Below are 21,756 nucleotides of genomic sequence, written 5' to 3' on the forward strand. Positions count from 1 at the left end.
ATTCATCCTCTACGTTACACGAGATAACTTCAAGTGCAGTACCGTCTTCTGATCGCTGTTATCCCCAGATTTCTTTAATCCCCTTCTTCCAAAGGGGAAATCCGGTGATAAAGGGCGTAGCATATGCTTCCGAAGTAGCTTTCTGACAGAAAGCTTTGAACTTCGTTTCTTCAGACTGGTTCTGCACTCTTCGTTTTCGTGTAAATATTCAGTTCTTTTTATTTATGTTAGCAAGATCTTTGCGATTTAGCTATGGATGAGTTTGCAATTTGTATGAGAAGCTTTCATCCTCTCAGCTTGGACTTGGCTCTACTTTCTTTATACCCCAATGACGACAAAAAGAGCCAACCCGTGATTGGATCAGCCCTTAATCTATAGATTCCCGTTTCATGTTACTGTTTAGGCAATAACTTCTTAATTTCATCTTCAGAGAGTCCAGATGCTTTAACTATAGCAGAGAGATCTACGCCAAGTGTGAGTAACTCACGAGCCATTTCTCTCTTGCCTTCAGCCGCTCCTTCAGCTCGTGCGCCTTCAATCATTGATTTTTCGTCACTCAATGCTTTCATTCGAGCATCGTAGGCCATTCTGGTGGACGCATCCTGACTCAGAAATTCCAGCGTATCCATCGCCTTTTTCAACATCGGTTCATTCATGGCCAGCACCTCCCAGTTTGATGTATCTATTCCTTTAAGGAATAATAACCAATTCACGAGTCCGCCTTTTTCCATCGGAACAGAATACTCATCCAATTTGGTTAGTTCCATCACATGTATTTCGATATCATCCGTCAAACCAATACCTGTATGATCTTCTCGTAAATGAAAAACATTGTGATATCGCTCATTATCCAGACAGGAGTAGTTGAGTATATTAATAGTCACGCATTTTTTGAGTAGACTATAGTTTTCACCCTTTTTTATCTGATGAAAGTACATCTCACTCCAATAAAACAACGTCCTTTTCTCCATGTTATACGGGTTAAACAGCTGCATTTCAATGTTAATTAGTTTGCCTTCTAACGTCTTTGCTTTAATATCCAGAATGGATTGTTTATCCTCTGGACTATCCTTATCTGTATACGTGTTAACCACAGTGATCTCCGTAAGAGGAGATTCGCCGGTCTCTATAAACGTGCTGTTCAGAAAAGCTAACAAAACATCTTTGTTTTGCTCACTTCCAAAAATGCGTTTGAACACAAAATCTACTCGTGGATCGAGTAATTCCGTCACTCAGCATCAGCTCCATTCTCACCAGCATTATATCATAATTCCCATATAGCCTCAGCTTGATAATGGATCTGCACTTAAATTGCATTTACTCCTCAAATGACAGATTCAGCGGCTCGTCCGACATCTCGTACTCTGTCTCCATATGTGTCAGTGGTGTGTTCAGATCAACCTCCTCGAAGCGGAAGCTGTCGACCCACACTTTTCCTTTGCCGTTCAAAATAACCCCAAACGAAATGACCGCACTGCCCTCCGGCACATCAAGCACAATACTATACTGATTCCATGGCTGCGTACCCGTAATTGGCCGATCATGCATGTTATCAAATTGAAGTACATCATGGGCGTTATTATCCACACGCATCCATAATCCGCAGAACGCATCCACATGCTCGGTCTTCACGAATCCCGATAACTTCATCCGCTTACCCACATACTTGTCCGCTCTGAACTGTTGCATCATTGTTGCGAACTCGTTAGGCTCCATCGGCGTAACGGCCTTCAAATATCCTGATGCTTTTCCCTGATGCACTTCGGCCGGATCAATGCCCATCTCATAATTCTGCGGATGACTTCCGGTTAACATCCAACCTGTAATTATTGACGTCTGATTCATCTGTAATTCTCCTCCTCTGGTTCTTCCTTCGAATAATTTCAGATCAAATAATTTGCGAAAACGTCCTGGTGGCATGCCATATAATTTGCGGAATGCGCGGGTGAAGGCCTCCTGACTCTCAAAGCCACACGCCAGAGCGATGTCCAAAATGCCCGCATCCGTCGATCGGAGGGTCGTGGACGCCAGACTCATCCGACGGTTTCGGATATAATCCACCACGGTCATGCCCACCTCATTACGGAAAATTCGATGGTAGTGATATGGCGACAACAACGCCTCGGACGCCACTTCTTCCAGCCCAATCTGCTCATGCAGATGAGTCTCAATATAGAACAAACTTTGCTGAATCATTGCACGGTAACGGCTCAACTGAGGTAAAGCCCCCTTCCATATCCTTACTATACGTGAAGGATGTCATCGCCGTTTTGATCATTTTTGCTATCTTTATTTCTGTTTACCTCTGCCGGAGATGCAAAAAGAGCCAATCACGGATTGAATCCTTTCCGTAATTGACTCTTCTGGGAAACTGCCGCCCTGTGGCTACTCTAGAGCCACTTCATTGATCTACAACAGGTTCATTTATCTATTCGTCAGACAGCTGGTACCGGCTGTGCACCAACCTCTTCATCATCATGCTCCACCAGTTCATGTTTCTCCCAAGCTCTACTCTTCCAGCGGAAGTACATAATGACCGCGCGGGTCCACTCATCCGCCGCAATGGCAAGCCATACACCAGCGAGCCCCAGATGAAGCTTGAATATGAGCAGGTATCCCAGTGGCAGACTCATGCAGACCATGGAGATCAGACCCATGTATACCGGGAACTTTGCATCCCCTGCCGCACGCAGGGAACCAATGATCACAATATTGCAGGTACGCCCGGTTTCGAGCAAAAGACTGAGTAGAATCACTTGAGCCCCCAGCTTGATAATTTCCGGATTATCCGTAAATATGCTCATCAGCGGCACACGGAAAAAAATGATGATTACATCAATGATAACCGTGGCCAGAAGGGCCCATTTTACACTGTCAAAAACACGTTTGTACGCATCGTCTTTGCGCCGCGCACCCACAAGCCGACCTACAATGATCGATGTCCCCATACCAATCGCCATGCTGAACAAGTAGATATAGCTGGAGATGTTACCCGCATACTGCTTGGTTGCCATAGCTTCTGCGCCCAGATAGGTCACATACAGCGTGAACACGAGCTGGCAGGAATGATATACCATGGATTCCATCGCAGACGGAATACCAATCCGCAGAATTTTGCCAATGAATTTCTTGGACAACTTAATGTAGTATTCAAAATCCACCCGTACCTCGCTCACACGATACAACAACCAGAAGAAGATCAGCAGGCAGATAAAACGGCTTCCCACCGTGGAGATCGCTGCCCCTTCCACCCCAAGCTTCGGCAGGCCGAAGTGTCCAAAGATCAATGCATAGTTACCAACAACGTGAATCACGTTCATGAATACAGCAACATACATCGTTTCTTTGGTGTAACCATGTGTACGAATCGTCGCAGCCAGCGCATTAATGAGCGCCTGAAGGAAGATACCGCCACCGACGATATTTATATACGAACGGGCAAAATCATAAATTTCGCCTTGAATGTTCAGGAGTGATAACAAATGTCCTCCGAACAGAAGGAAGATTCCGCTCAGGACCAGACCTACGATAAGATTCAGTGTGATCGCATTACCCGTAACTTGTGCTGCTTCACTTAACTTTTTGGATCCGATATATTGTGCGACTACAATCGCAGCACCATGTCCAATGACTTCCAATACAAGGATAGCGATAGAAATAATCTGATTGGCTGCTCCAACGCCGGAGACCGCATTATCGGATACCGAGCTGAGCATGAGCGTATCCACGCTCCCCATCAACATAAATAAGAAGAGTTCCAGGAAAATAGGCCATGTCAGTCGAATCAGATTCAGATCCTTGGCATCAGAACGAAGGGACTCTTTGGTTGAGGATATTGCTGTCATTTTCTCACCTTTCCCATGTGGGCTTTAATTCTTAGGGTATGTTAGCACAGGTGGTTTGAAAATGCAGTAGTTTTGCGAAAATAGTTGAAAGTTTTTTGTAATTCCATAAATAGGTATTTTCACTGCTTTCATAAAGCCCCATTTCCGTAAGCTTATCAGAGGTTTCAGAAGACAAAAAAGGCCCCTCCCAACTCGCTTTTAAGCAAGTAATGGAAGGACCTTGGAACCTCAACCTTTTAACCTTTAACAGAACCCGCAGCAATGCCCTCCACGATTCGGTTACTCAGGATGAGAAAAGCAATCAGGATTGGCATAATGCTAATCATCAGCGTTGCACCAATGGCTCCCCAATCCGTTGTGTATTGACCAATAAAGTTCTGTACCCCAACAGTCAGGGTTTTGTACGAATCTGTACTGATGAACGTATTAACAAAGATGAATTCATTCCAGTTATAGATCATGTTAATGATCGCCGTTGTGGAAATGACCGAAGACGTCATCGGCAGCACAATTCGAAAGAAAATCCGATGCACGGAGCAACCATCCATCACTGCGGCTTCTTCCACTTCCCGGGGGAGAGCGTAGTAGAATCCAAGTAGAATCATAATGGTAATTGGCATATTAAAGGCAATATAAGACAGGATGACTGACAAAGGATGATCTGTGAGATGAAGCTTCAGGAACAAGCTGAACAGCGGGATCAACGTGGAGTGTACAGGGATCATCAGACCCACCATGAACAGCCCCAGCACCAGCGAACGACCCTTCCAGCGCATACGTGTAATGGCAAAGGTCACCAGACTGGCGAACAGCACGGTGATCACCACCGAGACCACCGTAATCCATACACTGTTGAAGAAGTACAAGCTGATATTTCCCTCTGTCCATACCTTGACATAGTTTTCCCAACGCGGAGTAGCAGGAAGGGAAAAAGGCGCCATGTCGAATACTTCCTGATTATTTTTAAGCGAGAACAACAGCAGCCATACCAAGGGTAAAATTTGAAGCAAAGCTACCAGGGACAAGAGGAAATACAGCAGGATATATCCGAATCGCCTTAACCATGCCGAACCTCGGCTTGTCCCCGGGTAAGTTGGCAATCTAACGGCCGTATCCGTCTTCACCGGGATGGACCTCCTTTCATTTCACTAGGGCGTGTCTGGAAACTCCGAAGGTGGCAGATTTTGCCGAATTTTCGTTCCAAGCAAGGAAATTTTCCGCAGGCGTGCCGGGGCACGTCAAGGGAAAGTGACGCAGCAGGGGGCGAAAAGGCGGTAAAAGATGCACTTCAGCGAGTTTTCAGACACGAACTAGCGTCAGGAATACTGGATCGTATCTTTGGATGCTGTCGCTTTACGAAGCAGCCAGGTAACAAGCAGACAGATCAAGAGCAGGAAGAACCCTACAGCACTGCCGTAACCAAAGTCGAAGCTACGGAACGCCTGACGATACATATAGGAGGCCATCACTTCGCTGGAGCCATTTGGTCCGCCATCGGTCATCACGTAGATGAGGTCAAAATACTTGAGTGAGCCCACCACTGCCAGTACCACAGTCACCTTGATGACTTCTGTAATAAGGGGCAGCTTGATTCGAAAAGCGATCTGCCAAGGGCTTGCTCCATCAATCCGGGCTGCTTCCACCAGAGATTCCGGAATATTTTTGAGGGCCGCATAATAGATCAAAATATAGAAGCCTGCATACTGCCATAGAATCGGCACGAACAGTGCATACAACACCAGGGATGGCTCCGCCAGCCAGGCTGGCGGATTGCTGAAGCCAATCGCTTCCAGAAAGGTGTTCAGCACACCATTGCTTGGATGGTAGATCTTTAGCCATAACTGAGCGATCGCGACCGAAGACAGCAGCATCGGGATCAAATATATTTTGCGGAACAGATTGGCCCCCTTGATCTTGCCTGACAGCACCAAAGCGATCATCAGATAACCGATCAGACTCAGCGCAGAGAACAAAGCAAGCAAAAAGGTATGGTTCGCACTCTGCCAGAATGTTCCGTCTTGAAGAAGTCTGGCGTAATTATCCAATCCAATAAAGGTCATTGCACCGATCCCGTCCCATTGCATCAACCCATAATACCCGGTGAGCACGATCGGGATGTAAACCAAGACCAGCAGCAGAAGCAGTGCAGGAAGCACGTACAACGCAGCAACGAGACGGTTGGACATGACTTTGTCCATCACATTATCCTCCCTTCAAGCGTTCAAACGTGTGTACGTCAATTGCCTTTATCAATTGCAGCCTGATGATTCTTCACAAAGTCCTCCGGTGTTACCGCTTTGCCAAACAACGCCTGAATCATGTCGAGATGGGCCTGAGCGGCTGCCGGTTTCATCTGTACATCTGCAAAGAGTGTAAGGCTGCTGGCCTGATTCAATTCGTTGAGCAGGTCAATGTAAAGCTGTGGCAGCTGTACTGCAGCTGTATCCACTTTGGTAGCCGGGATGACGCCTGCTTCAGTTACAGAACTTTCACCCCATTTTTCCACAAAGTATTGCACAAACTTCTGCGCTTCTTCCTTCACTTTGGAGTTCTGGGCCACGAACAGTCCTACGCCTGGACCACCTACCCAGCTGTTAATATCGCTCTTGCCATCTTCCATTGTTGGGAATTTGAAAAATCCGATCTTGTCCTTAAATTCCTGCGGGATGTCCGGGTTAGTCGTGAAGTTTGGCAGTTCCCAGGTACCCATCAGGTACATGGCAGCTTTTTCGTTCATGAATTCGGATTTACCCTCATCGTTAGACAACCCGTTGAAACCTTTGTTGAAGGCATTCATATCCACCAGTTTTTGTACCTCGGCAGCAGCTTGAGTCAGCGCAGGATCATCAAACTTGCCAGAGCCATTGATCGCCTTTTCCAGTGCATCTCCACCTAACCGATTCGCCAGATACATATACCAGAGTGAGCCGGTCCAGCGGTCTTTATTGCCCAGTGCGATCGGAACCTCACCGTTCTCTGTCAATGTCTTCAGCACACTCAGGAATTCATCGTACGTTGCTGGCGGCTGCAAGTTATATTTCGCAAAAATGGCTTTGTTATAATAAATGGGGGAGATATTCAACTCGATTGGTAACGCATATGTTTTGCCGTCTATGGCATAAGCTTCTGTTGTTCCGGCTATGAATTTCTCGCCCAGAGAGTCACTCAGCAGATCATCGACCGGTGCGAACAGGTTCCCCTTCACATAAGGCTCCAGAAATCCGGCAGCCCAAGTTACACCAACATCGGGAAGTTCATTGGATGCCGACAGAATTTTCAATTTGTTCTTATATTGTTCATTCTCCAGCACTTCCTGCTTAATGGTTACATTGGGATGATCCGTCTGATACTGCTTGATGATATCGTTGACCAGTTTGTTTTGCTGTGCGGAGCTGCCTGCTGGCCAGAGGTGCATAAACTTGAGGGTTACTTTCCCATCTGTGCCGTTGCTGCCTGATTCACCCTCTTCATCCGAACTTGAACTGTTACATCCGGATAAAATTACGGCGAGAACCAGCGTCCATGACAGAAGAATGGCCATCGTCTTTTTGCTCATTATTCCAACCCCCTTGGTTTTTTCGGTTAATGTAACCGCTTTAACCAAATTGTAGCACGGGCCTATCACACCTATAAGACCAGAGTAATTTGGAAAAACTCCACTTTTTTGAGGTTATTTGTTATTTCGTTCAGATAGGGAATGCCGATATTTGCTTGGACTTAGCCCCTCAAGACTTTTAAATACTGTGATAAAATACTTATCCGTCTGATAACCCACCTGTTCGGCAATCTCCGAGATGGGCATCGTTGTCTGTACAAGCAACTCCTTCGCGCGCTGAATGCGTTTGCGGGTAAGATATTCACTAAAATTGATGCCGATCTGTTCCTTGAACAATACGCTGAAGTAACTGGAGTTGAGATGGAGTAGATCAGCGATTTCACGCATAGTTACATGTTCACCCAGATGAGTATCCACATAGGTCAAAGCTTCACTGATCTGGCTATTTAGCCTCTGTTCCCCTCGCTCCTTAACATCCAGCAGCTTGGGGTCAACCATTTCTTGCATCGTTTGAATACGTCGTTGTTGTTCGCTGAACTTTAGGGCTTTTTCGACGGTCTGTAGCAATTGTTCCTTATCAATCGGTTTCAACATATACTCCACAACACCCAGCTTAATGGCCTGCTGGGCGTACTGAAAATCGGCATGCCCCGACATAATCAGGACAACAGGCTTGTTCGAAAAATGCTGAATGGCTTCAATCAGAGACAAGCCAGAGAATTCCGGCATGCGAACATCCGTTATTAACAGATCTGCTGGCTTTTTCTTGAGCCATTCCACAGCCTCGACACCACTTTCTGCAGTCTGAATGTGATTTCGTCCTGCCGACCATCCTTCCAGTGTTTTGCGAATACCCTCTCTTGTACGCGGCTCATCATCCACGATAAGAATCGTTTTGTCATGAATCATATGCACCCTCCGTTCCCTTGGGAATCTCAAAGCAAATGACAGTTCCTTCCCCAACCTTACTTGTTATGGAAAGCTTGCAACGTTCGCCAAGTTGGCTGCCAAAGTAAAGCATCAGTCGCCGATGTACGTTGATTAGACCTACGCCTGTACCCTTGTTAGATACAGCGGGCCCGCCATGTAAAGCATGAATGACAGATTGAAGCCGTGATTCATCCATACCGGGACCATCATCCCGAACCTCAATGCGAACCAGATTTTTCTCGGTCGAAGCATCCACATGGACGCTTATCGTTCCCGGACCCAGTTTACTTTCAACCCCATGAAGAATCGCATTTTCAACCAAGGGCTGTATGAGCAGTTTCGGGATGTGGACCTCACGTACCGCATCGCTCAGCTGAATCTGCCATTGCATTCTCTCTCCCAACCGCATCTGCATAATTTGAAGATAACGCTCCGCGTGTTCCAGCTCGTCGGCAATCGTAACCCATTCATCCTGCTGCGAACTGGAGATGATGTAGCGAAATAATCGGGACATCGCCACAACCATACGTGCCATCTCCTCGTCTCCCTTCTCCTCAAGGGACCAATAGAACGCTTCCAGCGTGTTGAATAGAAAATGGGGATTAATCTGAGATTGCAACGCCTTCAGCTCAGCCCGGGACTGCATGACTTCCTTCTCATGAACCACACGGGTCAATTCATTCTGCCTGTAGACCATCTGGTTATATACGTTGTTAAGTTCATTGATCTCCATCGTAGAGCTAACCATTAGATTAGGTCTCATTGCTCCCGGCTCTGCACTGCGCATGGCCCGCATCAGCCGTATGAGTGGACGTGTAATCATGGTGGACAGGAAGAAGGACATGATAAGGAACAGAACAACACCAATCATTCCCGAGACGAGCAACGCTGTTCTCAGGATGGATACACCTTCCGTTGTCTCCCGCAACGGGGTCAGGACAGCAAGTGTCCATCCCGTTAACTCCGATTTTTGCCTGACGACGATATAGGATTCCTCCCCGTTCTGCACGACTGATCCGCTGTCCAATATGGCCTTTGGATCGAGATTAATTTCCAGATCGGAACTCACCACTTCGCCTGCACCATCCAAGAGCATGATAGAGTCCTGCGAACCATCTGTCCCATTCGAATCATTGAGTTGAAAAAAACTACGCTGCATCCGCACCACCACATAACCTCCGTGTTCGAAAGAATGATCCAGCAGGTTAATCCGCCGAATAGCCAGGAGCACACCCGGATCTTCAGGGTCAGCGCCTGCCCATACCAGTCTGCCTTTTCCTTCATCCGCCAGGTTGATCCAGTTGCGCTCCACTCTGAGATCGAGGGATCGGTCATCCATCGGAAAGATGCGGTTATAACCCGTAGTGTATATCTCCATACTTTGTGCGCCATTAATGAAAGACTGATAACTGCCTGCAATCTGCAAGAGAGCTTGGCGCTGATTAAAGGTCGCCGGGTTGCCTTGTTTCTCATCGCTGAGCAGACGTTGCACATATGCATCATCCGCCACCTGGGCAGTCAGCGAATTCACTTGTGCAATGATTGCATCCAATCTTCCACTGGCTTGGACGGCGGTTTGGTGAATATGTTTCTCCGCATTGCTTTTCAGCAGGGCAGCTACCCGATCATAAGCCGTTATGCCTGCGAGCAGCAGAACAACAAGCATCACCATAACAAAACCAATGAAGATCTGATTGCGAAGTGAGTTAAAATGTCCTTTTTTCCCGTGCAACTTCCCCATTCTCCTCTCTTTTTGGCATGTAAAAGAACCCACCACCTTACGCCCGTGCTCTTGAAGACTGGGTACAAACGATGCCGGATTTATCTACGTATTCAGTTCTTCTATATAAAATGAACAAAAGAATATTTACACTAGCCACTACGATGACAGAATAACCTTCCAATCGCTGTTATCCCCAGATTTTTTGATTCCCTTTTTAAAGGGGAAAATCCGGTGATAAAGGCGAAGCATATGCTTCCGATGCAGCTTTCTTTCAGAAAGCTTTTAGCTCCGCTTTTTCAGGTTATTTCTGCCCTCTCCGTTCTCGTGTAAATGTTTAGTTCATTTATATAGTTAAAGCGCTTGCAGAAATGAACCTTACTCTTCTTCTCTCTTAGTCTTTGTTTACCGATTAAACTAACGACTAAAAAATAGCATAGTTTTACAGGTTAATCAATCCTCCCGAATAGTTCCCAAACGTTAAATGACAAGGATCAAAAAAAGAGAGGGAACTTTTAAAGTCCACCTCTCTTTGTTCATATCCCTTCACACATATCCTTCTCTGTGACACAACTTCAGTTATTTCACGGACCCTTGGGTAACCCCGTTGATGATCCACTTCTGTGCGAACAGATAGATGATAATCATCGGCAGTAACGCGAGCAGGTATGATGCAAATGCAAGGTTAAATTCAGTATTGAACTGTCCTTGGAATACATACTGTACCAGCGGCAGCGTGTACTGTCCCGGATCACTGATAATAATGAGTGGCAACAAGAAGTCGTTGTATGTCGATAGGCAGGTCAGAATACCAACCGTGGCACTGATGGGCGCCATGAGCGGGAAAATGATTTTCCAGAACGTGCCCCAGGTTGTCGCCCCATCCACAAACGCCGCTTCCTCCAATGCCACCGGAATGGACCGGATGTATCCCACGTACACAAATACGTTGAATGCCAGGCCATATACCGTGTGCAGCAAGATCAGACCTACCAGATTTGTCATCTCCAGCGATGCGGTCAGCTTAACAATCGGCAGCATGATGATCGGGAACGGAATGAACATCGCGCTGACGAAGTAATAATACAGTCCTTTGAAAAACTTGCGTTTCTCCATATTCCGCGCAATCGCATAGGCCACCATCGAGTTACTGAGCAACGTCAAGAGCACCGTTGATGCGGTAACGATCGCACTGTTACGGAACGATTGGAAGAAGTTTGTCATGTCGATAGCTCTCGCGAAATTCTCCCAGTGAAGTGTGGTCGGAATGGCAAAGACCGACTGGGCCATCTGTTCTGGATTTTTCAAAGCAATCGTAACGGTCATATATAATGGGAACAGGATAAACAAGGTACCCAGCACAACGAGCAGCATAACGAGCCAATTGATTCGTGTACGGCTTCTCATTACAGATCCATCTCCCTTCTTTGCAGGAACCGGATTTGCAGAATTGAAATCACCGCAATAACGATGAAGTAAATAACCGAGTTCGCAGATTGATAAGCATATTCGCCGCCTTCAAATCCGCCGGTGTAGATCAGATGGGAGATGGACTGCGTCGCCCGTCCGGGACCACCGTTGGTCAAGGCTACGATTTGGTCGAAGACCATAAGTGAATTTTTCATCGCCAGCACCATATTAATGGTGAAGAACGGGGCAATAAGCGGGAAAGTAATGCTCCAGAATTCACGCCATTTGCCTGCGCCGTCGAGGTTGGATGCCTCGTACAGTGTCGTTGGTATCGTTTGCAGACCAGCCAAATACAGAATCGTATTCAGGGCCACCGATTGCCAAACTGCAACAATGACGATACCGATCCAAGCCAGGCTCTCGCTACCAAGTATGTTCGTGGATAGCGCGTTGATGCCCAGATTTTGTCCCCAGATCGGGAATACGTTGGAGAACAGGTAGTTAAATATGTAACCTACGATCAGTACACTCAGAATATTGGGCAGGAAGTAGATGCCGCGGAAGAAATTACGAAACTTAATCTTGGCATTCAGCCCGAGTGCAATGAGTAAGCTTAGAATATTGGTCAGGATCGTCACCACGATCGCAAATTTGAACGTAAACCAATAGGCATTGCCTACATTGTCATCTTGGAACAAGTTGAAATAGTTTTTAAAGCCAACAAAATCATACTCTTTCCCGAATCCGTTATAATTCGTAAATGAATAATAGATGCCCTGGAGGGCCGGCAGTGTCATAAATACAAAGAACAATACAACCGCCGGAACCGTCATCCAGTAATAAGGTGCGATACGCTTGTTCATACTCCATCCTCCTTCAGACAAGGCTTAGCGCCGATTAGCAACCTTGTCCCATTCTTTGTCGAGTGTATCTAGATAGTTGTCGATGTTTTGGTTCTGCAAAAAGGACTGTACGATGGAATTCAGCTGCACCGCAGCCGGAATATAGTGATCGGGAAAGTCAATAACCTTGCCCTGCTCGATATATGGCATCAATTCCTGTACGGCAGGATCATCCTGCTTCACGCCTTCTACCGCAGAGAACAGTGTCTGTTCGTCAATATATCTTCCGATATTTTCAGGCTCTAACAGGAACGCAATAAACGTCTCTGCCTGTTCGCGATTAGGCGTGTCCGCCGCAATGGTAAACAGGGAGTCGATCCCGTTCACCAGCTTGATCTCGCTTGCATCGTTGCCCGTAGGGAATGGGAAAAAACCGATGTCAACATTTGGGTTCGCTTTGCGAATCTCCGAGATGGCCCAGGTTCCCTGGATGTACATGAAGGCTTCACCGTTAGCGAAGGCACGGTTACCGTCCGAATAAGCTTTACCAAAGTTATCGCCGTGACCGTATTTCATGAGTTCCAGTTGCTTCTCAGCTACCTCGCGGTACTTCTCTTTGAACGTCACTTTGTTATCTCGCCGCTTTTGGTAGAAATCAATACCAACCAGATTGGAGGCTAGTGCATTGAACGGCAGGCTCGTCTGCCAGTCATCCTTGTATGTGAAGTAAAATGGAATCTCACCTGCATCCTTAATCTTTTGGGCGGTTGCAATGAGTTCATCCCACGTCTTGGGCACGTCCAATCCCATTTCCTTAAACAGCGTTTTGTTGTACATGATGCCGTTTGCATTAGTCGCGTAAGGAATACCAGTCACTTCGTCCATGCCTGTGAGATCATTCAGCATTTGTATGTAGTTCGGATCAATCGTCTGGAGTAATGAGCTGTCCGTCAGATCGGTGAAAATATCACTCTGGGCCAGAATGGAATACGTATCCGTTGCCCCCATGGCCATAATATCCGGTATATCATTTTTGACGACACGGGTCTTCAATACCGTCTCCGCATCCGGCGGATTCACCTGTGTCACCTGAATATCGTCATGCTCCGCATTAAATGTTTTAATTAATTCATCAAAGGTTGTTTTGGCTTCAGGCTTGTTCTGGAAAAACTCAATCTGCACTTTGCCATTCGCACTATCCCCACTGGTACAGGAAGATAAAAGTACAGCCATCATTCCACACAGCAACATTGTCCCGAGAGCCTTGGTAAGCGTTGTTCTCATGTTGTACCTCCCTCAGCTTTATAAATTGAACTAATGTGATTTACACAGTGTCACTCCGATTGCAGTACCATCTTCCGATCGTTGTTATCCCCAGATTTTTTGATTCCCTTCCTCAAAGGGAAAATCCGGTTTTAGCGTATGCTTTCGAAGCAGCTTTCTTTCAGAAAGCTTTTAGCTGCGCTTCTTCAGATTGGTTCTGCACTCTCCGTGTTCGTGTATATCTTAGTTTCACTTTATATACGTAAAAATTTACCCATTCAGATGGTGAAATAACCATTTGGTTAATCCTTCCAAACCGACTTCAATCTGAATGGATGATATACGTCTTTATTATTTCTAAAACGGTTTCGATAAAAATGAATCAAGGCAGTTCTTCCCATGACCCGAATTGGGCATAACAAAAAGGACACTGGATAATATCCAATGTCCCTCATTTTTTCAGCTTATATTCAGCCACTGTAACGCTTTTATCCAACCTATTACGAACGTTCTGCTTTCGGCAAAGCATTACGTAAACGCTTGGCCCGATAACTCTGATATGCACGAATCAACATGCCGATGATGATCATGACCACACCGATGTTAATTGCGACATCAGCGAGATTCAAAATCCCGCGTCCTGACGGAAATACGAGGAAATCCGTTACCCGGGCATAGATAAATCGATCGATTGCATTTCCCAACGCCCCACCGACCATAAAACCCGCGCCAGCTTGCATCCAGAAACCGCGAATCTCACCTTTACTCCGGTAATACAGCATGCCTGCTATGAACAGAACAGCAATCACACCAAACAAACGCGCATTTCCCTGAAACATGCTGCCCGCCATTCCACTGTTCTCGTAATGCTGTAACTGCATGCCTGAGTTACCCAGTCTCATGACGTCGCCAACTTCCATATACATCCTCACTGCAATCTTGGTTCCCTGGTCCACCAAAGTCACCAGCAGTGCTACAAAATAAAACAGCATCGTGCTTCTCCTCCTGCCTACGTAGCAATAACTTATTTTAACTTTAAGAGTTATGTATATTAGGTTCCCTTCACTTTAACACAGCCGATGTACGGTCTCCAAATGAACGGTCTTTAACCACGCAAATAACGTCCACTAACATCGTTCAGACTGCATCCAGAAGGGACTACACCAATCCATGTCGAATGTAGACATCAATCATATACGTAAAGGGGATGCCTGTAATTTGAACCTGACCACGACAGAGAAATTAAAGGAAATGCAACAGGAAGAAAAGGACTTGGTATTTGACACATTTGATTCTGAAATGGCACTTAACCTTGGCCTGCATCTGGTTGAAGAAGCGAAGCGTCGTTCCCAAGCCGTGACCATCGACATCACCCTGGAGGGGCATCGTCTCTTTTTGCATGCGATGGAAGGCACTCATCCCGACAACGAAGACTGGATTCGACGCAAGAACAACGTGGTGAATCATTTCTCCTCCAGTTCTTGGCATACCGCCCTGCGGTTGAGAAGCGAAAACCAGACACTTGAGCAAGACTTCAATCTGCCTGCATCGGACTATGTTCTGGCTGGTGGTGCTTTCCCGCTGATTCTGGAAAATGAGGGACAGGTCGGCACCATTACAGTATCGGGTTTGCCTGATGAGGAAGACCATGATCTGGTCACGACAGGCATTCGCTCGTTTTTGTTGCAGCAGAGTTAGATTAAAATAGGCAATAAAAAATCCGTACCTGGGATAGGCACGGATTTTCTTCTTTTTCCTGCAGTTAAATTCTTGCGTTTTATTGGATCGCTGAGAGAACGTCCAGAAGCATAGATTTGAATTTGGGCCGATCAATGGCTTCACAGACACGTACATTCGGCTCTTTGCCAAAACGTCCGTTGATATCAACCACACTGTATCCACGTGTCAGTTCTCCTGCCGCTTCCACATCCACATAATATTGACCCGACTTGGTCATGATGGATTCATCTGCCGCTACAGCCATCAACAATGTATCCGGATGAGTGGTGCCATTGAGTTTATGTACCGACTTGTTGAACTGCATAACCACTTTGTTGATTGCAGTGAAGAAATCGGCACCCGATGTACCCAGAGCCGCAATCTCTGCATGATCGTCATCGTCCATCACTGAATATTGCGTGCACATCTCCCAGCCAACCATCGTGATCGGAATTCCGGCATGCAGTACAATTTTCGCTGCTTCCGGGTCCACGTAGAAGTTATACTCCGCCGCCGGTGTGATATTGCCAAGTGCATTATTCGTTCCGCCCATGATGTACAGGTGAGCAATCTCCGGGATAATCGTGGGGTCTTTCTGAATTGCCATCGCAATGTTAGTCAGTGGAGCAATAGCCAGAAGTTCAATTTCGCCCGGATTTGCGTGCACCTTCTCAATGATAAAATCAACCGCATGCCCGCTCTCGGGACGCTGATCCGCCTTCGGGAAATGCGCGCCGCCCATACCATCATCGCCATGCACATCTTCCACTGTGCGGTGCTGAGCCTTTCCGTAGGCCATTAGCGGACGCTCGCATCCTTTATATACCGGCACCTTGCCGCCATGTCCAGCAACCTGTACCGTGTACAGGGCATTTTCAACTTCCTGGTCGAATTGTACGTTACCGCCCGTAATGGTGATGCCTTCCACCTGAAAGTGATGCAATGCCGTCAGGATCGCAATCGTATCGTCTCCTGCTGTATCTGTATCGATGATGACTCTTCTCATGATGCCGCGCTCCTTCTTCCGTTTATATAGTAAACTCCATAAAACACTATGTCTTATTTTACATCAAAAACGTACCAATGACGATGGAAACGCCGATGATAATCGAACGCAGCAGCTGTGCTACCGCCATATTACCTCGTGCGATTTCGTCACACACCCGCATTTTTGGAATCAGGAAATCAAATATAATATAGACCAGGCACAGCACAATAATTCCAAACGCCGACCACAGCAGCATATCCAACCACGAATGCGTCGAGAAAGATACCATGCCCACAATAATACACAGTCCCAGTAATTTGCTGCCCATGTACATGCCTGCCGCCTCGTTACCTTTGGCGATTTCCTCACTATCGTTATACCGGGTCAATTTGCTAAAAGCGAAATATCCACATACCAATACCACCAGCAGAATGCCTACACCCACCGCCACATTCACGAGGTTTAATCCCAAGTTTTCCATTCCTTTTCCTCCTCATCATTCATCCGTTCACGAACTGTAGCCGCGCAATAATAGGCCATATCTCCAGTTACTTTCTCCCCGACCCGTGGTAGTATCCCAGCCAAACGCCCACCGATAACAAACACCCCTGTAAGCAGATAACCACTGTACGCTCCATCTTCCGTCTCGATCACTGCCTGTTCCATCGGAACCAGCTGCTGATAGATTTTGGGCTGATTTTCGTAATAAGCTGTGATCTCTTCATCCTCGTCCGTTGCCCCAGATGCAAGATTGGATTCCAGCGCCTCGTTAAGAGGATGCTCCATATCCTGCTTTCCAAAGGCATTGTCCCTTCCTCCATCCAGCAAAAGAGTTCCTCTGCCTTCGCGCCCCCAATAGCTTTTGGCTACATATGATATGGCGTTCAGCTCGAAGGGCTCAGATGAAAAATAGGTGGGTAGCAGATATCGGGAAATCACGTCCATCTCTGCTTCATCAAAGAGGGTAAACCCGCAATATTCCGGGGTTTGCTCGTTACGCTCGTAAAGTGACCAGATTGCTGCCATGAAGCCTTTGCTCTGCATCAGCACATGCTGAACGGGATTCATCAGGCCCAATCTTCCCTCACGTACAAGTTCAAGCAGCGCAGCCCCAATCTCCACCCCTGTCGTCTCATCCCGATCATCGATCAGATACTCCAGCGGATAAAGGCGATACAGCAAGTTAATCTCCCGCCCCCTATGGTAAAGCGCCTCCCCCGGAACAATCTCCAGTTCCTCAAGTGGAGCATAGAAAACCTCGTATCCCGCTTCCTGACAACGTCTCATCAGGTATTCCGTATTTGTTCGGTCTTCGACATGTTCGCCAAAAGAAGTGAATGTCACCGGACCCTTTAATCCCTGCTCTGTATAGAATTCCAGCCACATCTTGAAACATTCCCGAATACGTGTATCCATCTCGGCAGATGGCGCAGTTAACGCGGCATCCTCAGCAAGACCGACCAGGATATTTTCCAATGCAGCAGCCTCCGGTATGCCCGTAGGCGTGTCCGTATTATTTTCAATACACTTGGGCCCAGCTTCTCCGATAATCCAGTCCTGACGGGTAATGCCTCCAGTCACCATCTCCATGCGTGCCGCCGGAATAAGCCCGGGATGGATACCTAACTGATGTTCCAAAAAGGAATCCGGCATATATTGCTGGATAAATCGCATCACTTTACAGTAAATGCCGTCTACCGCCTCGGCTGCAATACGCAGTTCCAGCACCTCCGAGGGAGAGTAGACCGTTAATGCTGGCACACAATATTGCTTCCCGTACATTCGATGATATGGAATCTGTTGTTCCGTTTCACCCTGAAATACCTCTTCGTGACTTAACGGCAGTTGAACCACTTGCCTCATCCGGTTATCCTCCCGAGCTGCGGAAGAAGCTACCGAAGCCGCTTGATTTGGACTTGGATTTGCTATAGGAGCTGTTACTGTCCTTGTTGCTTCGATACGACGACCCACCGTAGTAATAGTGCCCACTGCTGGAATCATATTCACATCCGGTATCATACTCCGGGTCACATTCATCATTGTTGCTACCACAACCGGATAACACGGCAGGAACCGCCAGCATCAGGGAGAAAGCAACCAGCTTTGCTTTTGATCCGGGTTTTGATGCTTGCACCCGCTCTTGGTCACTCATTACAGATCCACCTCTTTCATATAAAACAACACTTTCTTGCGATCTGCATCCAGCACGGAATACAGGAACTCATACGTCTTGCCACCGCGAACCATGTAATGGTCCAGCAGTTGCTCGGCAAGCTCCATCGTATAGGTGGAGGAAGCTGTGAGTTCCAACTCCTGAAATGAACTTCCATTCCAGAGCATATACTCTGCACTATACATAGAAGACATTTTGCACATCGCCAGCGCAGCATCCGCAATGGCTGCACCGTACTCGTCCGGCATCTGTTGGTCATATGGCGTTACATATACTGCATGTTCCCGCCCATCCTGGCATTCATTGGACAGATGCGCCCAGAGTTTGTTTTTCACCAAGGTGGCATCCACCAGTTTGCGCATGAACAGTTCATCTCGTGTGACTGAAGTCTGTTCCAGCACCCCTGTCTCCGCTTGTCGATCATCCGACCAACTCCGATACGTCAATGAATAATAGATACCGATAACCTCCCTTTTTGCGAGCTCTTAGGTGAGCCGTTTCAATTCATACAAACGTATTTAACGCATCCGAAGGAAAAAAGTTACACTAGTGAATCAATTTCATAGTACCTTTAGCTGCTTCAAATCAAGGCTAGACATAGATCAAAATGGTTTAATTTGTCTATGTCTAGTTACAAAACTCCATTTTTAGTGATTTATGAAATTGATTTTATTCACCATGACATGTAATAAAAGCTACTGTTCGAGGCACTGTTGATGATAATGCATTATGTGGTTTAACTAAAATAGAACAGGTTTTCACGCCCGTTTCTGGATCAACGAAACTTGGCTAACAAGTGGATTCCGCGTTTGGTATGTAATTCAGTTCAAAAAGGCCGGAGAAGACTCTCCGACCGCACTTGTTTAATCTTATGCTCATGCCATTCTGACTTATAACTCAGCCCACTGTGCCAATACATCATTATATTCAGCGGACAATTGCTCGCGATCATTCCAGATTTGTTCCAGTTCAAGCGGATTGTTCTGCACCATTTCCAACTGTTGATCCAGCACCTGAATCTCTGCCTCAAGACGAGCCAACGTCTGTTCCAGCTTCTCCGCAGATTGTTGGTTGCCACTGCCACTTCTATGTTTCGATGCAGTTGCTGCCGAAGGAGTCAACGCCTTACCTGATTCAGTAGAAGCTTTATGATCATGACTTCCACCGGCAGCTACAACAGTGGATCCGTTCATTGTCGAGGTTGCTCCTGGCTTCTTCCCTGATCTGGCAGTCCCGCCGGGCGCGGACGTTAAACCTGACTTCATCTCTGACTTGGTGTTCCCACGAGAAGAAACGCCCACGCCTGCTGTAGCCTGAGTTGTCGCCGCCGCACGAGCTTGCATATCAAGCTTCTTCTCACGATACGCCTCATAGTCTCCCAGGTAAGCGGTCATCTGACCGTCCTCCAGTTCCCACACACGGGAAGCGAGGCGATTGACGAAGTACCGATCATGCGAGATGGCAAGTACGGTTCCTTCAAAATCAACCAGTGACTCTTCCAGCGCTTCTCTCGATGCGATATCCAGATGGTTGGTTGGCTCATCGAGCAACAGTACATTGGGTTTGCGCTGCACCAGCAGAGCTAGCCGCAGACGCGTCCATTCCCCACCAGATAATTGCCCGACAGAGCGGAATACATCCGCTCCATAGAACAGGTATCGGGCCAGAATTCCGCGAGCCTCTCCCTCTTCCACGCCTGCTTCCAGACGGAAGTATTCGAGTACGTTCAGCTTTGGATTCGTGGGTTCCTCCTGTTGAGCCAGATACCCTACATCCACGCGTGCTCCCCACTCCAGCTTGCCCGCATTGGGCTGCTCGTCACCAAGCAACAGCTTGAACAGGGTCGTCTTGCCGGAGCCATTGCGTCCAATGAGTGCAATTTTATCCCCATATTCCAACAGACCCGAGATTCCGCGCAGGATTTCACGCTCGCCATAGCTCTTCTCGACCTGTTCCAATACCGCTACCCTTTTACCCGTTCGATCCGTAGGACGCACATCGAACTCGGCATTGCGGCGCTCCAGTACAGGACGCTTCACCTGTTCCATCCGCTCGATGGCTTTACGCATAGAAGCCGCCCGTCTGAAGAACTTTTCATTCCCACCAACTCGGCCCCACTCCTCTAACTGGCGGATCGTTTCTTTCATTTTTTTGATAACCTTCTGTTGCTCCTTGAACTCCTCGAATTGCTGCAACAGCCGTTGTTCCTTCACTTTCATATATTCCGTATAACCGCCAGCAGATGTTTCCGCTTCTCCATCCTCCAGCTCCAGTGTTCGATTCACGACCCGATCCAGAAAATAGCGATCATGCGAGATCAGGACAATGGTGCCGGGATATTCTCGTAAAAATCCTTCCAGCCACTCAACCCGCTCCAGATCAAGATGGTTTGTCGGCTCATCCAGCAATAACAGGTCGGGTCTTACGATTAGCTGTGAAGCCAGCACCACCCGAGTCTGCTCCCCACCAGACAGGGAGCCAAAGCGCCAACCATAGTGTGCCTTGGCGATATCCAAACCGTCCGCCACCTGATCGATCCGGGCATCCATTTCATATCCACCCTCACGCTCGAACTGGTCTTGCAGTGCCGCGTAGCGTTTCAGCAGGCGCTCCAATTGATTAGGGTCTGCTACACATGCCGGATCGGACATCTGCTGCTCCATTTCCTTCATTTGCGTGCGACATATCATAAGCTCCTTGAATCCAAGACTCAGTACATCCAGTACGGTATGGTCATCCAATCCTTCTGGAACCTGAGCCACATATCCCATTCGTGTATCTTTCTTGATCATCAATTGCCCTTCATCCGGCTTGTTCAGTCTTGCCATCAGGCGCATAAGTGTGGTCTTGCCGCTTCCGTTGCGGCCAATCAGGGCGACCTTGTCACCTTCCATAATTTCAAACGTAATGCCGTCCAGCACCAGATGTGCTCCGTGGTATTGAGTCAGTTGTTGCGCGCTAATCATTATCATAATAAGGTTCCTCCTATGGTATGGAAGATCCTGACCGCAACACAAAAAGAGCCGCAGGAGGTTAGCTCCGCGGCCCTTCAGAATTCAAGCAATATCGCTTATCGTCCGAATGAGGTCAAGGCAGGCATCTTCTCGCAAATGTTAACTTCCGTATATTCAAAATTGGACAGACTTCTCCCGTTGGTCAGAAAAGTATGAACAATGCCAGCCATAGCAATCGGCAGCTGGCTAATACGGTTGTTAAGCATCTCGTGATTCACCTGTCTTCACCTCCCTTGTCATAATTAATGTCAATATATCACAGACGAATGCGTTTCCGCAACCATCCCTTCGCCCAA

The 21,756-nt window shown here is 47.3% G+C and carries 20 protein-coding genes; 1 reads left to right on the plus strand and 19 read right to left on the minus strand.

The features are described 5' to 3' along the window. Positions 1–392 precede the first annotated feature (392 nt). The 12 genes from MKY95_RS31460 to lspA all read right to left on the minus strand — a co-directional run bounded on the left by MKY95_RS31460 (position 393) and on the right by lspA (position 14,558). Positions 393–1,232 carry an Rpn family recombination-promoting nuclease/putative transposase gene (locus MKY95_RS31460; RefSeq protein WP_036671594.1) on the minus strand — a complete coding sequence of 280 codons (840 nt, stop codon included), beginning with the start codon at positions 1,230–1,232 and terminating at the stop codon, positions 393–395. 85 nt (positions 1,233–1,317) lie between these two features. Then, a complete protein-coding gene (locus tag MKY95_RS31465; RefSeq protein WP_179088715.1) occupies positions 1,318–2,196 on the minus strand; it encodes an AraC family transcriptional regulator in 879 nt (292 codons plus the stop codon). 239 nt (positions 2,197–2,435) lie between these two features. Next, positions 2,436–3,845, minus strand: a complete 1,410-nt coding sequence (locus MKY95_RS31470) for an MATE family efflux transporter (RefSeq protein WP_036671595.1) — start codon at positions 3,843–3,845, stop codon at positions 2,436–2,438. Positions 3,846–4,081: 236 nt separating this feature from the next. Then, complete coding sequence (locus tag MKY95_RS31475; protein WP_036606719.1) at positions 4,082–4,945, minus strand: carbohydrate ABC transporter permease; 864 nt, start codon at positions 4,943–4,945, stop codon at positions 4,082–4,084. Positions 4,946–5,161: 216 nt separating this feature from the next. Then, positions 5,162–6,043: a sugar ABC transporter permease gene (locus tag MKY95_RS31480; RefSeq protein WP_036606643.1), complete on the minus strand. Its 882-nt coding sequence runs from the start codon at positions 6,041–6,043 to the stop codon at positions 5,162–5,164. Positions 6,044–6,081: 38 nt separating this feature from the next. Next, positions 6,082–7,401, minus strand: coding sequence for an extracellular solute-binding protein (locus MKY95_RS31485; protein ID WP_076320095.1), 1,320 nt, complete (start codon positions 7,399–7,401; stop codon positions 6,082–6,084). A 114-nt stretch (positions 7,402–7,515) separates the two neighbouring features. After that, a complete protein-coding gene (locus tag MKY95_RS31490) occupies positions 7,516–8,310 on the minus strand; it encodes a response regulator (protein WP_076320096.1) in 795 nt (264 codons plus the stop codon). Next, a complete protein-coding gene (locus MKY95_RS31495; protein WP_083669955.1) occupies positions 8,300–10,063 on the minus strand; it encodes a sensor histidine kinase in 1,764 nt (587 codons plus the stop codon). The genes MKY95_RS31490 and MKY95_RS31495 overlap by 11 nt, the downstream gene beginning before the upstream one ends. 567 nt (positions 10,064–10,630) lie before the next feature. Continuing rightward, positions 10,631–11,458, minus strand: a complete 828-nt coding sequence (locus tag MKY95_RS31500; RefSeq protein WP_036606635.1) for a carbohydrate ABC transporter permease — start codon at positions 11,456–11,458, stop codon at positions 10,631–10,633. Further along, complete coding sequence (locus MKY95_RS31505; RefSeq protein ID WP_036606633.1) at positions 11,458–12,324, minus strand: sugar ABC transporter permease; 867 nt, start codon at positions 12,322–12,324, stop codon at positions 11,458–11,460. Before MKY95_RS31505 ends, MKY95_RS31500 begins: the two co-directional genes overlap by 1 nt. Before the next feature lie 24 nt (positions 12,325–12,348). Continuing rightward, positions 12,349–13,587 carry an extracellular solute-binding protein gene (locus tag MKY95_RS31510; protein ID WP_256721351.1) on the minus strand — a complete coding sequence of 413 codons (1,239 nt, stop codon included), beginning with the start codon at positions 13,585–13,587 and terminating at the stop codon, positions 12,349–12,351. A gap of 479 nt (positions 13,588–14,066) precedes the next feature. After that, complete coding sequence (gene lspA / locus MKY95_RS31515; protein ID WP_036606631.1) at positions 14,067–14,558, minus strand: signal peptidase II; 492 nt, start codon at positions 14,556–14,558, stop codon at positions 14,067–14,069. A 178-nt stretch (positions 14,559–14,736) separates the two neighbouring features. Between lspA and MKY95_RS31520 the strand changes: the two genes are divergently transcribed. Beyond that, positions 14,737–15,264, plus strand: a complete 528-nt coding sequence (locus MKY95_RS31520) for a heme-degrading domain-containing protein (protein WP_083669956.1) — start codon at positions 14,737–14,739, stop codon at positions 15,262–15,264. Positions 15,265–15,343: 79 nt separating this feature from the next. Here the strand turns inward: MKY95_RS31520 and MKY95_RS31525 are convergent, their stop codons facing one another. The 7 genes from MKY95_RS31525 to MKY95_RS31555 all read right to left on the minus strand — a co-directional run bounded on the left by MKY95_RS31525 (position 15,344) and on the right by MKY95_RS31555 (position 21,678). Beyond that, positions 15,344–16,291 (minus strand): nucleoside hydrolase, encoded by a 948-nt coding sequence (locus MKY95_RS31525; RefSeq protein WP_076320098.1) that lies wholly within the window; start codon positions 16,289–16,291, stop codon positions 15,344–15,346. Between the two features lie 58 nt (positions 16,292–16,349). Continuing rightward, positions 16,350–16,754 (minus strand): DUF350 domain-containing protein, encoded by a 405-nt coding sequence (locus MKY95_RS31530; RefSeq protein WP_017691702.1) that lies wholly within the window; start codon positions 16,752–16,754, stop codon positions 16,350–16,352. Then, a complete protein-coding gene (locus MKY95_RS31535) occupies positions 16,736–18,136 on the minus strand; it encodes a glutathionylspermidine synthase family protein (protein WP_076320099.1) in 1,401 nt (466 codons plus the stop codon). Before MKY95_RS31535 ends, MKY95_RS31530 begins: the two co-directional genes overlap by 19 nt. 4 nt (positions 18,137–18,140) lie before the next feature. After that, positions 18,141–18,425 carry a hypothetical protein gene (locus tag MKY95_RS31540; RefSeq protein ID WP_076320100.1) on the minus strand — a complete coding sequence of 95 codons (285 nt, stop codon included), beginning with the start codon at positions 18,423–18,425 and terminating at the stop codon, positions 18,141–18,143. After that, positions 18,425–18,892 (minus strand): hypothetical protein, encoded by a 468-nt coding sequence (locus MKY95_RS31545; RefSeq protein WP_083669957.1) that lies wholly within the window; start codon positions 18,890–18,892, stop codon positions 18,425–18,427. Before MKY95_RS31545 ends, MKY95_RS31540 begins: the two co-directional genes overlap by 1 nt. A gap of 444 nt (positions 18,893–19,336) precedes the next feature. Next, positions 19,337–21,418 carry an ABC-F family ATP-binding cassette domain-containing protein gene (locus tag MKY95_RS31550; RefSeq protein ID WP_076320101.1) on the minus strand — a complete coding sequence of 694 codons (2,082 nt, stop codon included), beginning with the start codon at positions 21,416–21,418 and terminating at the stop codon, positions 19,337–19,339. 98 nt (positions 21,419–21,516) lie between these two features. After that, entirely contained in the window at positions 21,517–21,678 is a 162-nt protein-coding gene (locus tag MKY95_RS31555) for a hypothetical protein (RefSeq protein ID WP_017691697.1), read from the minus strand. Positions 21,679–21,756 lie beyond the last annotated feature (78 nt).

Source organism: Paenibacillus sp. FSL P4-0176, from assembly GCF_037975265.1.
GTDB classification, from domain to species: domain Bacteria; phylum Bacillota; class Bacilli; order Paenibacillales; family Paenibacillaceae; genus Paenibacillus; species Paenibacillus amylolyticus.